The sequence below is a fragment of the Rhizobium sp. SG741 genome (assembly GCF_012275435.1).
In the GTDB taxonomy this organism is placed as follows: Bacteria; Pseudomonadota; Alphaproteobacteria; order Rhizobiales; family Rhizobiaceae; genus Rhizobium; species Rhizobium lusitanum.
In genome coordinates this window covers 552906-568158 of the sequence record NZ_JAAZQP010000003.1, presented here as the reverse complement: position 1 = coordinate 568158, position 15253 = coordinate 552906, and the positions used below count along the sequence as shown (strand labels likewise).

Here is a 15253-nt window from a genome sequence, read left to right as displayed (position 1 = left end):
CTCCTATACGGGTCCTCTTCGAGGCACCCTTCGTGAACTGTGTGAGGCTTATATAATATAAAAAATTGTGCAGTGCAACATAATTGTGCGACGCACAACGCATTAACCTTTCCGGCCGAAAGATGGGGCCTTTGCTGGACCCAAAAGCGGGGTACGGTTATTAATAAACCGTTAAAACACGAGAGGCGGTCACGCCCGCAAAACAGGTTGGAATATGCCCGCAGTTCAATATCCGTTCATTGACATTGCCGTGCATCCGCGCGTTCGGGAACGCTTTGCCCGTGGTGAAGCCATGGTAATGTTCTCGACCGGCATGGATCGCGTGCTGTGGGCTAATGGCGCCGGCGCCAACCTCTTCGGCTACGACGTCATCTACGATTTCCTCGATCAGGGACCGAAGCCCGGCGACGTCTCGTTCCGCCAGATCGAAGCGACGGCGCGCGGACTTGGCGGCATTGGCGACCAGCGTACCTTCCTGATCCGCATGGCCTCCGGCTTCCAGCGCGCGGTCGTCAACGCGGCGGTCGAACTCATCCGCATTCAGGCGGACGAGGAAGCGATCCTGTTTTCCTCGCCGGTCTCGGCCAAGCCGATGGCATCAGCCGAATGCGCCAAGCGCATGATCGATGGGTTCGACGACCCCGATACCCACATGGCCGTCGTCGGCCGCGACGGCGAAGTGATCGCGGCATCCGCCCGCTTCGGCACGCTGGGCGTCACGCCGCAGACGGCGAGAATGCTGACGACCATGGCCGGCGCGCAGCCGGACCGGTTGATCAAGCGGCCGATCCCGACCGGTCGCGGCTATCTGCCGGCCGCCATCGGCAAGCTGTCGGAAATCCCCGCCCTGCACCTGCTGTTCGTCGTCGAAACCGCCCTCGGTCACCTCGATCCGACAGGTAGCCTCGGCGCCGCGTCGGCTTCGGCCGAACCGCAGGCGGAAGAGGCCCGCCGGGAACTGGAAGGTGCGGCCCTGGAGGAAGCCCCCACCCCCGCTGCGACAGCGCCCTTCGGCGACGTCATCGATGCGGTGGCGCATATTCAGGAACTGGACGAGACGCCGGAATATCAGCCGGACGAACAGGCCGAGGCAGCTCCGGCCACCGATAGCGCAGCGGAAGACACGCATGCGCTGGCCCTGATGGATGGCGCAAGCGACGCCGATGTCGAAGCAGCCGCCCAATCCGACGAACCGAATATGGAAGCGGCAGATGATGGCGAAGACCATATCGCCGATGCCCCAACGGATGTGAGCGCCGAGCCGGCCGCCGCGTCCGAAGCGCCCGCTGCCCAAGACGATCACGCGGAGAGCTTCACTTTCAAGCGCAACGGCCGCGCCACCCGCTTCGTGTGGAAGATCGATGCCGCAGGCCACTTCAGCGAGGTTTCGCGTGAGTTCGCCGATGCTGTGGGACCGCACGCGGCGCAGCTTGCAGGCGCCGCCTTTACCGATGTCGCCGCCCGCTTCAATCTCGATCCGGACGGCAAGATCGCCGAACTGCTGGCGCGGCGCGACACCTGGTCGGGTCGGACGATCTATTGGCCGGTGGAAGGCACGGGCCTGATGGTACCGGTCGACCTGGCCGCCTTGCCGACCTATACGCGCAGCCGCGAATTCGACGGCTTCAGAGGCTTCGGCGTCGTCCGTCTGGCGGATACCATCGAAGACCCGACGAAGCGTGGAATGACCCTGGGCGAGCAGGACGACCAGTCCACGCCCCCTGCCGCTATCGACCAAACGCCGGAGATGGAAGAGGCGGCGACCGAACAAGCCGAGGATATCGGCCATGCAACGATTGAAGACGCCCCCACCAAAAGCGAGGAGCCACCGGCTCTACAGATCGCCGACACGCCGAACCGCCGCGAGTCGGACAAGGTCATCCGGCTCTACGAGCGCCGTCCGCTGACACCGGCCGGCCTTTCCGCCAGCGAGCAGGCCGCCTTTCGGGAAATCGCTCGGCAGCTCGAACCCTTCGGCAAGCGCACTGAGCCGCCCACGGAGCAATCTGAGGAAAGCGTCGACATCGCGCCGCAACCGAACGCGGCCGACGAAATCCTGTCCGACACGGCCAAAACGACCGTCGGAAACGACAATGTCGACGCTCAGCATGCCGACGTTGCGGCGGAAGCGAGCGAACTGGCATCCGAACCGAGCCAGGAACCCGCCGACGCTGGGGAGGAGCCGGACGATGCCGCCACCGGCAATCCTCCCGCCGAAACGCAAGGCGCCTCAGCCGAGCCGGAAGAGGATTTCGATCCGCTTGATGTTCTGAGCACCGCCATTCCGCCGCGCATAAAAATGCACACCGGCCTGTCGGCTGAGATCGTCGATCAGTTGCCGCTGGCCATCCTCGTTCATGCCGGCGATCGGCTGATCCACGGCAATCCGGAATTTCTGCGGCTGACCGGCTACGAGAGCCTGACGGATCTCGAGCACGTCGGCGGTCTGGACGCGCTCCTGCAGCGCAACGATCTGGAAGGCAAGACCGAGCAGCCGGGCACGATGATGGTCGTGCGCGCCGACGACGCGCTGGTGCCGGTCACCGCGCGGCTGCAATCGATCCGCTGGGAGGACGGCACCGCCTTGATGCTGGCGCTGATGCCGGTGGAGAAGAGCGAGCCGTCTGCCCCGCCGCAACCGGTTGCCGAGGAAGCCCGCCCCGAACGCATCCTCGAAAAGGTCGCCAAGCTGCAGGTCGAGATCGAGGAATTGCGCTCGACGCTGGAAACGGCGACCGACGGGGTGATCATCATCGGCCAGGAGGGCGAGATCCGCTCGGTGAACCGCTCGGCGAGCGCGCTCTTCAACTACGACGACCAGGAAACCCGCGGCAAACCTTTCACCATGCTGTTTGCCCATGAAAGCCAGAGGGCGGTGCTCGATTATCTCAGCGGCCTTTCCGGCCACGGCGTCGCAAGCGTGCTCAACGACGGCCGCGAAGTGATCGGCCGCGAGGCGTCTGGCGGCTTCGTGCCGCTGTTCATGACCATGGGCCGGCTCAATTCCTCCAACGGCTACTGCGCCGTCATCCGCGACATCACGCAATGGAAGCGGACTGAAGAAGAGCTGCGCAACGCCAAACGCGCCGCCGAAACCGCCAATGCCCACAAGACGGATTTCCTCGCCCGCGTCAGCCACGAGATCCGCACGCCGCTCAATGCCATCATCGGCTTTTCCGACATGATGGCCGGCGAGCGTTTCGGGCCGATCGGCCATTCGCGCTATATCGAATATGCGACCGATATCGGCCGCTCCGGCCGGCATGTGCTCGACATCGTCAACGATCTGCTGGACATTTCCAAGATCGAGGCCGGCGAGATGGATCTGGAATTCGCGTCGGTCGGCCTGAACGAGGCGATCACCGAGTCGGTCTCGCTGGTGCAGCCACAGGCCAACAGCCAGCGCGTCATCATCCGCACCGCGCTGTCGCAAGCCGTGCCGAATGTCGTGGCCGACCAGCGTTCGATCAAGCAGATCGCGCTGAATATCCTGTCCAACGCCATCCGCTTCACGCCTTCAGGCGGCCAGATCGTCGTGTCGACCTCCTATGAAGGCAATGGCAGCGTTGTCTTGCGCATCCGGGACACGGGCGTCGGCATGACACGCTCGGAACTGGAACAGGCCATGAAGCCTTTCCGACAGGTGTCGACCAATTCCCGCAAGCGCGGCGACGGCACCGGCCTCGGCCTGCCGCTGACGAAAGCCATGGTCGACGCCAACCGGGCGAGCTTCTCGATCAACTCCGCGCCCAATGAAGGAACGCTGGTGGAAATCACCTTCCCGTCGCCGAGGGTGCTGGCGAATTGAAGATGATCTTAGTTTGATGGTGGTGGAAACGCACCACTATCGGGCAATAGCTGCAGCCAAGGTGCATCGTAACCTTCGGCGGGGCTGCCGCTGTCAAAACCAGAGATCACGCACACAGCGGCCTTTGGAAGGTAGGTCTTCAAACGTGTCCAGCCCATCGAAATGATCGATCGGCAGGTCATAGACAAGATCCGGTGGTGCAAGCCGCAGGTTGACGGCCATACGCCGGCGGCCGTCCCTTTGAAGCCTCAAGCCGCGCCAGCTCAATACACAGGCACAGGCTGGGCAGAATAGTATTTCGAGAGAGGGCTGCTTCTCTGCGGCGCGCGTATAGGAGGCAGTCTGTCCGGCGATGGAGATACGCTCTCCTTCGTAGTCATAGGCCCACAACGCGCCATAACGCCGGCAGAGAGTGCAGTTGCATGCCGTGATCGAGCCTGGATCACCCTCGAGGGTCCAACTTGCCTTGCCGCAATGACATGAACCAATGAGCATGAGCCTATCCTGCCGCATATTCGATGGCGGCATTCTGCCTCAGTCCTCGAGCGCCTGCAAATGGCGCGGGCCGGACATTCTCTCTATGCCTACCCCTAGCTCAATTCGTATCGCGCCGGCATGCGCCGCGCCTGACCCAGGCGCAGCACAGCGGAAATCACTCCCCCCGAACCTTCGTCGCCTTGCGCTTGGCTCGCGAATTCGGCTTGCCGGGCGCCGGGGCTGCATCGCTCTTGGCGAAATGCGGTTTGCCGGGCTTCTTCACCCAGGGCTTCTTATCCTGGCGTTCCGAAGCAACGCTCTCGCCTGCCTGCGTCCGTTCCGGTTTGCGGTCGGATTTCCATTTCGGCTTACCGCCCTCCTGCGGGCGGGCGCCCTTGTCGGCGAAGGGTTTCTTTTTCTCGAAATCCCCTTCCCTCCTCGCCTGCGAAAAATCCGGCACTCCGGCGAGCGGCTTCACGCGGATGCCTCTTTCCAGCGTCTTGTCAGGCCCGATAGCTGCAAGGAAGCGCTCGGCGCCTTCCTGTGAAAATTCGACGAAGGTTTCCTCCGGCTGCATCTTGATCGCGCCGATGTCACGCTTGGTCAGGTTGCCGTTGCGGCAGAGCATCGGGATCAGCCAACGCGGCTCGGCGTTCTGCTTGCGTCCTACAGAAAGCGACACCCAGACGCCGTCGGTGAAATCGTTGCGTCCAGAGGAAGAAGAGCCGGGCGCGTCATCGCGGAAAACAGGAAAATCGTCTCGGCGAGGCTTTTTGCGCTCGCCTTCAGCCGGCACGTCCTGCAGCTCTTCCGGCGCGGAGTGACGCGCCCGATAGTGACGCAGGAATGCGGCCGCGATCTGTTCGGCGCCATGGCTTTCCAGCAGCCGCTTTACCAGCAACTGCTCCTCATCCCGTAGCGGTTCGGAGAAAATCGGATCGGCGAGCAGACGCTCGTCGTCGCGTTCGTTCACTTCATCCGCCGACGGCGGCTTCGCCCAGGTGGCGCGCAGGCGAGCTGCCTCCAGCAGGCGTTCGGTGCGGCGGCGGGCGCTGAGCGGCACGATCAGAGCGCTGACGCCCTTGCGGCCGGCACGGCCGGTGCGGCCGCTTCGATGCAGCAGCGTTTCCGGATTGGTCGGTATATCAGCGTGAATCACCAGATCGAGGCCCGGCAGGTCGATACCGCGGGCAGCGACGTCGGTGGCAATGCAGACGCGGGCGCGGCCGTCGCGCATGGCCTGCAGCGCATGTGTGCGCTCGCTCTGGCTAAGCTCACCCGACAGGGCGACGACAGAGAAGCCGCGATTGTTGAAGCGCGCCGTCAGATGGTTGACGGCTGCACGCGTCGAGCAGAAAACGATGGCATTCTGCGCCTCGTAGTAGCGCAGAACGTTGATGATGGCGTTTTCCCTGTCGCTCGGCGCAACCGTCAGGGCGCGATAGTCGATATCGACATGCTGCTTGGTTTCCGAAGCCGTGGCGATACGCACGGCGTCACGCTGGTAATTCTCGGCAAGCTTGGCGATCGAGCGCGGCACGGTTGCGGAAAACATCAGCGTCCGCCGCTCGGCCGGCGACGTTTCCAGGATGAATTCAAGGTCCTCGCGGAAGCCGAGATCGAGCATCTCGTCGGCCTCATCCAGTACGACGGCCTTCAGCTCGGAAATATCGAGCGAATTACGGCGGATATGGTCGCAAAGGCGGCCCGGCGTGCCGACGACAATATGCGCGCCGCGCTCCAGCGCCCGCTTTTCGGTGCGCATGTCCATGCCCCCGACGCAGGAGACGATGGTGGCGCCCGTCAATTCATAGAGCCATTCCAGCTCGCGCTGGACCTGAAGCGCCAGTTCGCGGGTGGGCGCGATCGCCAAGGCCAGCGGCGTGCCGGCGCGGCCAAAGCGCTCTGCGCCATCCAACAGGGTTGGGGCAAGCGCCAGGCCAAAGGCTACCGTCTTGCCGGAGCCGGTCTGGGCCGAGACCAGCGCGTCCTTGCCGGCAAGGTCGGGATCGAGCATGGCTTTTTGCACCGGCGTCAGCACTTCGTAACCGCGCTTTGCCAAAGCCTGGGCAATCGCAGGAACGATGCCTTCGAATTCGGTCATATCTTGTCTTTCGGAATTCTTCGCGTGCCAAGCGGCACGGATCATCGTGGCCCGCACGTCGCAGGCCTCTTCTTCAAGCCTGCACATACTTGGTCGGTAGGCCAATGTACAGAGCGGGCGCGTATTTGCGTGCGACGGAACGAAAAAAAGGCAGCGAACGCGCTGCCTTTGAAGTTGATGCTGCCTAACGAAAGCTCGAGTCGGTTAACTTCATGTCTCGGGAGCCAGGGGAAGCTCCAATCCGCTCATAGCTCATGCGAACGGTCTCAAGTCGGCTTTTACCTTTGACCAATCTTTCTTAACGCGAAGTTAGCAGAGGGGGGTCATCGTTTGCCCCTCAGTTTTAGGGTACGGCTCAAGTCTTCAGCTCCTCCAGCCCGGCGAAGAGATCCAGCGCTTCCGGATTGGCAAGCGCCTCCTTGTTCTTGACGGGCCGGCCATGCACGACATCGCGCACCGCAAGCTCGACGATCTTGCCGGATTTCGTGCGCGGAATATCGGCAACGGCGATGATCTTGGCCGGCACGTGGCGAGGCGAAGCACCGGTACGGATAAGCGTCTTCATCGCTTTGACCAGCTCCTCCGTCAGCGAAGCGCCGGCGGCGAGGCGGACGAAAAGGACGACGCGGACATCGTCGTCCCAATCCTGACCGATGCAGAGCGCCTCCAGAATCTCCGGGATCTGCTCGACCTGATTGTAAATCTCGGCCGTGCCGATGCGCACACCGCCGGGATTGAGCGTGGCGTCCGAGCGGCCGTGAATGATCAGGCCGCCGTGCTCGGTCCATTCGGCGAAGTCGCCATGGCACCAGACATTATCGAAACGCTCGAAATAGGCGGCATGATATTTGGCGCGCTCTGGATCATTCCAGAACATGACAGGCATCGAGGGAAAGGCCTTGGCGCAGACCAGCTCGCCCTTCTCGCCGCGCACCGGCTTGCCGTCCTCGTTCCAGACGTCGACGGCAAGGCCGAGACCTGGCCCCTGGATCTCGCCGCGCCAGACAGGCTGCAGCGGATTGCCGAGCACGAAGCAGGAGACGATATCGGTGCCGCCGGAGATGGAAGCGAGCTGGACATCGTCCTTGATGCCTTCATAGACGAAGGAGAAGCCTTCCGGAGACAGCGGTGAGCCGGTGGAGGTCATCAATCGCAGGCTTGAAAGATCATGCGATGTCCTCGGGGTCAGGCCGCTCTTGCGAACGGCATCAATATATTTGGCCGAGGTGCCGAACAGAGCGAACTTCTCTTCCTGCGCATAGTCGAACAGGATGTTGCCGTCGGGCGCAAAGGGCGATCCATCGTAGAGGCAGAGCGTCGCGCCGGCGGCAAGCCCGGTCACGAGCCAGTTCCACATCATCCAGCCGCAGGTGGTGAAATAGAAGACCTTTTCGCCGGGAACGGCGCCGCAATGCAGCCGATGCTCCTTGATCAGTTGCAGAAGCGCGCCGCCGGTGGAATGGACGATGCATTTCGGCACGCCGGTGGTGCCGGAGGAAAACAGGATGAACAGCGGATGAGAGAAGGGCACCGCGACGAACTCGACCGCCTTCGCCTCGAACGGCGCGACAAACGCATCAAGGGTTCGCGCATCAGGCGTCGCTGCCACGACCGCGTCGGCGCTGCCGGCATAGGGCACGACGAGGGTGGGTACATTCAGCCGCTGTGCAATGGCGCTGACCTTCGACGTGACATCCTGCAGCTTGCCGCCATACCAATAGCCGCTGCAGGCGATGAAAAGCTTCGGTTCGATCTGGCCGAACCGATCCATGACGCCCTGCTCGCCGAAATCCGGAGAACAGGAGGACCATATCGCGCCGATCGACGCGGCCGCCAGCATGCAGGCGATGGTTTCGGGCATGTTCGGCATCATTGCCGCCACGCGATCGCCCTTGCCGATGCCGAGGGCGCGGTAGGCCTGCTGCAGGCGCGATACCATCGCCGCCAGCCGGTCCCACGACCAGCGATCGCGCACCTTGTCCTCGCCCCAGAACACCAGCGCATCGCCCTCGCCGCTTCTCGACAGCAGATTCTCGGCAAAATTCAGTTCGGCATCGGGAAAGAAGCGGGCTTCCAGCATGAGGTCGCCATTGATCAGCGCCCTCTCTCCACGCTTTCCCTTGATGCCGCAGAAATCCCAGACCGCTGTCCAGAAGTTCTCGCGATCGGCGATGGACCAGGCATGCAGGCCGCAGAAATCGGGCATTGACAGGCCGAAACGCTGGTTGCATTCCTGCATGAAGGAAAACATCGGGCTCTGGCGGCGAAATTCTTCCGATGGCGTCCAAAGTGGCTGTTGATCTTGCATATTTCCCTCCCTGCTTCTCGCCTTATATACCAATGTTGCAGCGCACTATAAAGTCATGGAGTTGTGGGCATTTCCAGTGTGCAATGTTTGCATCCGCTAAACATTTCCTATATCCGGCAAGCATAGGCAGATCGTCCCTATCAGTTTGAGAGTTTCCACGGGATATGAGAGCGTCGAGAAACAATAAATGGTGGTTGACGATGCGATCGGCCTCGCGCTGGCTGCCGAGCGTCGTTCGCACAACCGGTATCATTCTTCTAACAATCCTCATCATCTTTGCTGTCTTCAGAGCGACGGCGCCTTTCCTGATCTCCAGCGGGCTGGTTCGCTCCGGCATCGAAAAGGCGCTTTCGGAATGGACGGGATACCGCGCCCAGATCGAGGGCGATCCCACTCTCGATTTCTGGCCGACGCCGCGCGTGACGCTCAATCAGGTTACGATCCGCGAGCCGACGAAGAACGGCAAGGTACTGGGCCATGTCGACAGCCTATCGGCGGATTTCTCACTGCTTTCAGCCATCCGCGGACGCGCGCATTTTCATGAGTTCCATTTCCTGCGCCCGACCCTCTACATCCGGCGCGACGAGAACGGCCTCATCGATTGGACGAACGAAGGCCGCCTTTCCAAGGCGATCGAGCAGGTGGACGCGTCCTCGTCCAGCCAAGGTGTGTCGATACCCAAGGACCAGGATGCCGCCATCGGCATGCTGACCATCGAGGATGGCAGCGTCGAGATGACGGACGATCGCAGCGGCAACGTCTACAAGATGAACGGCGTCAATGCGGACATATCGTGGCCACGGCTGTCCCGCCCGATGACGGCTGTCATTCTCGCCCGTTTCAATGGGCAGGACATCAAGCTCAACTTCGATTCCACCCAGCCTCTGCTGCTTTTCGCCGGCAAGAGCGTTGATGCCAGGACCAGTTTCTCTTCGCCGCTGATCAGCTGGACTTATGCGGGCGTCACCAGCATCTCGGATCTTTCGACGCTTGCCGGCAATCTCGAGCTCAGCGTGCCCAACGTGCCTTCCTTCCTGGCGTGGAGCGGACAGCACCTGCCGGCCGCCGATGCGCTGAAGAACGTCTCGCTCAACGCCGATATAGCAGCGATCGAGAACGGCCTGCGCTTCAACAATCTGAATTTCAAGGTCAACGATTCCGCTGCCTCCGGCGTCATGGATCTGAGCTACACCACGGCCGGCAAGCCGAAGATTTCCGGCACGCTCGCCTTCGACCAGATGAACCTCAATCCGTTCCTGGCCGCCTTCTCCATGCGTCTCGCCGCCGAGACCGCCTTCGATGCGCTGCTGAACGGCAATCCGCTGCAGCGGCTCGATCTCGATATGACGCTTTCATCCAACAAGGCGGCGCTCGGCCCCTTCCAGTTCGACAATATCGGCGCGAGCTTGCTCGTCGCCGGCGGCAAGGCGAAATTCGACATCGGCGACAGCGGCTTCGAGGGGGGCTCGCTGACCGCCCATCTGGAGGTCGCTCCAGGAGACTTCGATGGCGGCGGCAAATTGCAGATATCCATCCGCAATGCGGATTTCGGCGGGCTCTTTACCCGGTTGAAGCTGCCAGGCCCGCTGCCGTTGATGACAGCAGGGTCGCTGGACCTCGCGCTCAGCACCTCCAAGCCGATCTGGGTCGCCACGCTCAGCGACGTCGCCGGAAAGATGCATTTCCAGTCGACCACCGGCTCCTTCCGCCAATTCGACATATCGACCTTCCGGGGTCTGGCGGCGGAAAAAGCCTTCTTCCGAATGAGTGACATTGCCGGCGGATCCTTCGATTTCGACAGCATCAATGTCGATGCAAGCTTCGCAAAGGGATCGGCCGAGGTCCAGAACGCCACGATCGCCGGGCGGAACGAAACCGTGACATTGAATGGTGTCGTTCCCTTCCGCAGCAATGGCCTGGCGCTGTCAGGCGCGATCGACGCAACCGCGCCCGCCGATTCGGAGGAGCTGCCGATGCTGCCCTTCTTCATTGGCGGCACTTGGCCGGATCCGGTCGTCTCGCCTGTGACGACGCTTTTGCAGAAACCGGCCCAGCCGCAAGAGCAATAGTCCGCTCCAAGCAACCTTGTCTCAAGCTGCGGCCGCCGCGTGCTCGTCCCTTTGGCGCTGGACCTCGCGACGCTTGGTCGCAATGGAAGCGCAGATGACGCCGATGGCGACGACGCCGATCAGGATGGTGCAGATGGCGTTGATCTCCGGCGTGACGCCGAGCTTGACCTGACTGTAGATCAGCATCGGCAGCGTCTTGGCACCGGCGCCGGACGCGAAGGTCGCGATTACCAGATCGTCGAGCGACAGCGTCAGAGCCAGGACCCAGCCCGAAAACACGGCCGGCGCGATGATCGGAAGCGTGATCTCGAAGAAGGTGCGCACCGGCGGAGCGCCCAGATCCAGCGCCGCCTCCTCGATCGAGCGATCGAAAGTCAGCAGGCGCGATTGCACGACGACGGCAACGAAACACATGGTCAGTGTCGTGTGGGCCAAGACGATCGTCCAGAAGCCGCGGTCGACGCCGGACGCTACGAACAGCAGCAGCAGCGACAGGCCGGTAATGACGTCAGGCATGACCAGCGGCGCATAAATCATGCCCGAAAACAGGATTCGGCCGCGGAAACGCGTGTAACGCACCAAGGTGAGTGCCGCCATAGTGCCGAGCACGGTGGCGATGGTCGCCGATAGCAGCGCAATGCGCACCGTCAGCCAGGCGGCGCTCAGCATGGTGTCGTTGCTGAACAGATGCACATACCATTGCGTCGAGAAACCGCCCCAGACCGTGACCAGCCGAGACCTGTTGAAGGAGTAGATGACCAGCAGCAGGATCGGCAGATAGAGGAAGGCCAGACCGAGGGTGACCGAGACGATGTTGAAACGAGACCAGCGGATCATTGACTATCTCCCCTTCTCGTCGGCTTTGGCCTGGAAATGCTGGAAGAAGACGATGGGCACCACCAATACCAGAAGCAGGATGGTCGCCACCGCCGATGCCAGCGGCCAGTCGGTATTGCTGTAGAATTCGGTCCAGAGCACCTTGCCGATCATCAGGGTTTCAGAGCCGCCGAGCATGTCGGGAATGACGAACTCGCCGACGGCCGGAATGAAGACCAGCATGCAGCCGGCAATGACGCCGGGAATGGAGAGCGGAAAGGTGACGCGCCAGAAGGCGCCGATCCGCGTACAGCCGAGATCCTGCGCCGCTTCGATCAGCGTGTCGTCCATCTTCTCCAGCGCGGAATAGAGCGGCAAGATCATGAAGGGCAGATAGGAATAGACCATGCCGATATAGACGGCCGTATTGGTGTTGAGGATGACAAGCGGTTCGTGGATGATGCCGAGCGCCATCAACAGCTGGTTCAGCAGACCCGTGGTGCTGAGGATCGACATCCAGGAATAGACGCGGATCAGGAAGCTCGTCCAGAAGGGCAGGATGACCAGCATCAGCAAAGTGGGCCGGATCGTGCGCGGCGCCTGCGCCATGCCGTAGGCGATGGGATAGGCGATGATCAGCGTCAACAACGTCGAGATGCCGGCAATCTGAAGGCTCTGAATGTAGGCATTCATATAGAGCGGATCGCCGGTCAGCCATACGTAGTTGTCGAACGACATGGTCTGCAGCTTGTCCCACCAGTCGGCGAAGCTGTCGGCCCAGGCGAAAGACGGATCGTAGGGCGGGACGGACAGCGCCTTGGTCGACAGCGAGATGCGGAAGACGATGAGAAAGGGCGCGAGAAAGAAGATCAGCAGCCAAGCATAGGGAATGATGATGACGAGGCGCTGATAGAGGGAGGAACCGAGCGCTCTCATGATCAGTCCTTCAACAATACGCCGGCATTTTCGTCGAAGGACACCCAGACATTCTGGTCATAGGCGAAGGGTTCTTCCACGGCGCGAACCGCGTTCAGCGACGAGGCCTTGAGCACCTGTCCGCTCTTCAGCTTCACATGGAAAACGGTCATGTCGCCGAGATAGGCGATATCCCAGATCTCGCCTTCGGTGGCATTGACCGACGCGTTGGCCGGCGGGCGCGGCGTGACCCTCAACTTCTCAGGCCGGATAGCGAGGCTGGCGCGGCTTCCCGCGGCCGGTGCCTCGCTGGAGGCGGTGCGCAGCGTGAGGGCGGAATCGACAGCGATTTCGACGATGCCGGACTGCGCGGAGGTGACATTGCCGTCGAGGATGTTCACATCGCCGATGAAGTCGGCGACGAAGCGGCAATTGGGCGCCTCATAGATTTCCGCCGGTGTCGCCACCTGCACCACCTTGCCGTGGCTCATGACGGCGATGCGGTCCGCCATGGTCATCGCTTCTTCCTGGTCATGGGTGACGACGACGAAGGTGAGGCCGAGGCTCTGCTGCAGATCCATGAGTTCGAACTGCGTCTCCTCGCGCAGCTTCTTGTCGAGCGCGCCGAGCGGTTCGTCGAGCAACAGCACCTTCGGACGCTTGGCAATCGAGCGGGCCAGCGCCACGCGCTGGCGCTGGCCGCCGGAAAGCTGGTTGGGCTTGCGCTTGGCGAATTGCTCGAGCTTTACGAGCTTCAGCATCTGCGCGACGCGATCGTCGATCTCGGCTTTCGGCATGCCGTCCTGGCGCAGGCCGAAGGCGATATTCTTTTCCACCGACATATGCGGAAACAGCGCGTAGGACTGGAACATCATGTTGACGGGGCGGCGATAGGGCGGCGTGCCGGCAAGGTTCTGGCCATCGAGCACGATCTCGCCCGTCGTTGGCTGTTCGAAGCCCGCCAGCATGCGCAGCAACGTGGACTTGCCGCAGCCCGATGCGCCGAGGAGAGCGAAGAATTCGCGGTTGTAGATATCCAGGGAGAGATTGTCGACGGCGGTGAAATCACCGAACTTCTTCGTCACGTTCTTGAAGGAAATGTACGGCTTGGCCGAAGGATCGTTCCAAGGAGCAAAGGAACGCCGGATATTACCGAGTGACTTCATCATCTATCCCCAAATGGATGCCGGGCGGGCTGTCCTAGAGCATTTCCGCTTTTCTTCGAATCGCGAAAACGCTCCATCTTCTTGTTTTTTTGCATTCCGGACGGAAAACCGCTGCGCACTTTTCCTGGAAATGCTCTAGCACCGGCTCGTCCCCTACCCGGCACGCTCTTCATTCTTACCTTATCCTCCTAAGGAAAGGCCCGGACGTTGCCGTCCGGGCCTCTTCGAATTATTGGCCAGTGGTGACCTTTGTCCACAAGCGCGTGGCGACGCGCTGTGTTTTCGGATCCCAAGGGGTGAGCGTGAACAGCTTGCTTCTGACCTCATCCGTCGGGTAGACAGCCGGATCTTCAAGCACGTCCTTGTTGACGAACTGCTGCGACGCCTTGTTGCCGTTGGCGTAAGAGACGAAGTTGCTGGCCTTGGCGATGACTTCCGGCTTCATGATGTAATTGAGGAAGGCGTGCGCTTCCGCGACATGCGGCGCATCGGCGGGAATCGCCATGACGTCGAACCACATCTGCGCGCCCTTCTTGGGGATCGAGTAGCCGATGTTCACACCGTTCTTGGCTTCTACGGCTCGGTTGCGTGCCTGCAGCACATCGCCGGAATAGCCGAAGGCGATGCAGATATCGCCGTTGGCGAGCGCATTGATATATTCAGAGGAATGGAATTTGCGGACAAAGGGCCGGATCGAGGTCAGCAGCGCCTCGGCCTTCTTGAAATCCTCGGCCTTGGTCGAATTCGGATCGAGGCCGAGATAACGCAGGGCGGCCGGAATGGCGTCCGTCGGCGAATCCAGCATATAGATGCCGCAATCCTTGAACTTGGCGGCGAGCTTGGGATCGAAGATCACGTCGATATCGGGCGCTTCGTCGGTGCCGAGAATCTGCTTCACCTTGTCGACGTTGTAGCCGACGCCGCTGGTGCCCCACATGTAGTCGATGGCGTATTGATTGCCTGGGTCGTAGGTGGCGATGCGTTGCTGCACCGTATCCCACATGTTCGAAATATTCGGCAGCTTGGACTTGTCGAGCTTCTGGAAGACACCGGCCTTTATCTGGCGTTGCAGGAAGTATGCCGTCGGCACGACGATGTCATAACCGGTCTTGCCGGCCAGAAGCTTGGTTTCCAGCGTCTCGTTCTGATCGAACGTATCGTAGACGACCTTGATGCCGGTTTCCTTGGTGAAATCGGTCAGGATCGAATCGTCGATATAATCCGACCAGTTGTAGATATTGACGACCTTGTCTTCTGCCTGAGCGGCCGTCGCCAGCGAAACGACCGCGAAAGCCGTTGCTGCGAGCCGTGCGAACATGGACTTCATAGTCACTCCTGTTTTGTTCAAGGGCATCTTGGCGACACCCAACCCTCTGTTTTTCCCGTTAGACTAGAAAGGAAATCGGAACGCCACAAGGGGGAAAAGCAAGCCATTACGAGCTTTGGCGGATTTGCCGAGAAACGGCATTGCAAAGGGTGACGCTTCCTGCTTGCACGCGATTGTGAACTCAAGATCCGCTTCCTGCGTGAATGCGGAAACCAGCTTTGCTAACATCGTAGCGTCTCACTCCTAGAATAGTCTCACGCCCG

9 protein-coding genes are annotated in these 15253 nt (G+C 61.3%); 2 read left to right on the top strand and 7 right to left on the bottom strand.

Annotated elements, in window-relative coordinates; genetic code table 11:
• Positions 1–214 precede the first annotated feature (214 nt).
• A complete protein-coding gene (locus tag FHT29_RS11130) occupies positions 215–3808 on the top strand; it encodes an ATP-binding protein (RefSeq protein WP_047561003.1) in 3594 nt (1197 codons plus the stop codon).
• 93 nt (positions 3809–3901) lie between these two features.
• Here FHT29_RS11130 and FHT29_RS11125 read toward each other — a convergent pair whose 3' ends face one another.
• The 3 genes from FHT29_RS11125 to FHT29_RS11115 form a co-directional block, all read right to left on the bottom strand.
• A complete protein-coding gene (locus FHT29_RS11125; RefSeq protein ID WP_168599671.1) occupies positions 3902–4303 on the bottom strand; it encodes a GFA family protein in 402 nt (133 codons plus the stop codon).
• 157 nt (positions 4304–4460) lie between these two features.
• A complete protein-coding gene (locus FHT29_RS11120; RefSeq protein ID WP_047640460.1) occupies positions 4461–6389 on the bottom strand; it encodes a DEAD/DEAH box helicase in 1929 nt (642 codons plus the stop codon).
• 355 nt (positions 6390–6744) lie between these two features.
• On the bottom strand, positions 6745–8697 hold the full coding sequence (locus FHT29_RS11115; protein ID WP_168599670.1) for an acetoacetate--CoA ligase: 1953 nt from the start codon (positions 8695–8697) through the stop codon (positions 6745–6747).
• 164 nt (positions 8698–8861) lie between these two features.
• Between FHT29_RS11115 and FHT29_RS11110 the strand changes: the two genes are divergently transcribed.
• Positions 8862–10766, top strand: coding sequence for an AsmA-like C-terminal region-containing protein (locus tag FHT29_RS11110; protein WP_037199027.1), 1905 nt, complete (start codon positions 8862–8864; stop codon positions 10764–10766).
• A gap of 21 nt (positions 10767–10787) precedes the next feature.
• Here the strand turns inward: FHT29_RS11110 and FHT29_RS11105 are convergent, their stop codons facing one another.
• The 4 genes from FHT29_RS11105 to FHT29_RS11090 all read right to left on the bottom strand — a co-directional run bounded on the left by FHT29_RS11105 (position 10788) and on the right by FHT29_RS11090 (position 14981).
• Positions 10788–11603 carry an ABC transporter permease subunit gene (locus tag FHT29_RS11105; RefSeq protein WP_037199029.1) on the bottom strand — a complete coding sequence of 272 codons (816 nt, stop codon included), beginning with the start codon at positions 11601–11603 and terminating at the stop codon, positions 10788–10790.
• Positions 11604–11606: 3 nt separating this feature from the next.
• On the bottom strand, positions 11607–12518 hold the full coding sequence (locus FHT29_RS11100) for an ABC transporter permease subunit (RefSeq protein ID WP_168599669.1): 912 nt from the start codon (positions 12516–12518) through the stop codon (positions 11607–11609).
• A gap of 2 nt (positions 12519–12520) precedes the next feature.
• Positions 12521–13663, bottom strand: coding sequence for an ABC transporter ATP-binding protein (locus FHT29_RS11095; RefSeq protein ID WP_168599668.1), 1143 nt, complete (start codon positions 13661–13663; stop codon positions 12521–12523).
• Between the two features lie 229 nt (positions 13664–13892).
• Positions 13893–14981 carry a polyamine ABC transporter substrate-binding protein gene (locus FHT29_RS11090; RefSeq protein ID WP_234903768.1) on the bottom strand — a complete coding sequence of 363 codons (1089 nt, stop codon included), beginning with the start codon at positions 14979–14981 and terminating at the stop codon, positions 13893–13895.
• Between the last annotated feature and the right edge of the window lie 272 nt (positions 14982–15253).

Coding starts and splice junctions, on each gene's coding strand:
- FHT29_RS11130 (WP_047561003.1), top strand. CDS start 215: ATGCCCGCAGTTCAATATCCGTTCATTGACATTGCCGTGCATCCGCGC.
- FHT29_RS11125 (WP_168599671.1), bottom strand. CDS start 4,303: ATGCTCATTGGTTCATGTCATTGCGGCAAGGCAAGTTGGACCCTCGAG.
- FHT29_RS11120 (WP_047640460.1), bottom strand. CDS start 6,389: ATGACCGAATTCGAAGGCATCGTTCCTGCGATTGCCCAGGCTTTGGCA.
- FHT29_RS11115 (WP_168599670.1), bottom strand. CDS start 8,697: ATGCAAGATCAACAGCCACTTTGGACGCCATCGGAAGAATTTCGCCGC.
- FHT29_RS11110 (WP_037199027.1), top strand. CDS start 8,862: ATGAGAGCGTCGAGAAACAATAAATGGTGGTTGACGATGCGATCGGCC.
- FHT29_RS11105 (WP_037199029.1), bottom strand. CDS start 11,603: ATGATCCGCTGGTCTCGTTTCAACATCGTCTCGGTCACCCTCGGTCTG.
- FHT29_RS11100 (WP_168599669.1), bottom strand. CDS start 12,518: ATGAGAGCGCTCGGTTCCTCCCTCTATCAGCGCCTCGTCATCATCATT.
- FHT29_RS11095 (WP_168599668.1), bottom strand. CDS start 13,663: ATGAAGTCACTCGGTAATATCCGGCGTTCCTTTGCTCCTTGGAACGAT.
- FHT29_RS11090 (WP_234903768.1), bottom strand. CDS start 14,981: ATGTTCGCACGGCTCGCAGCAACGGCTTTCGCGGTCGTTTCGCTGGCG.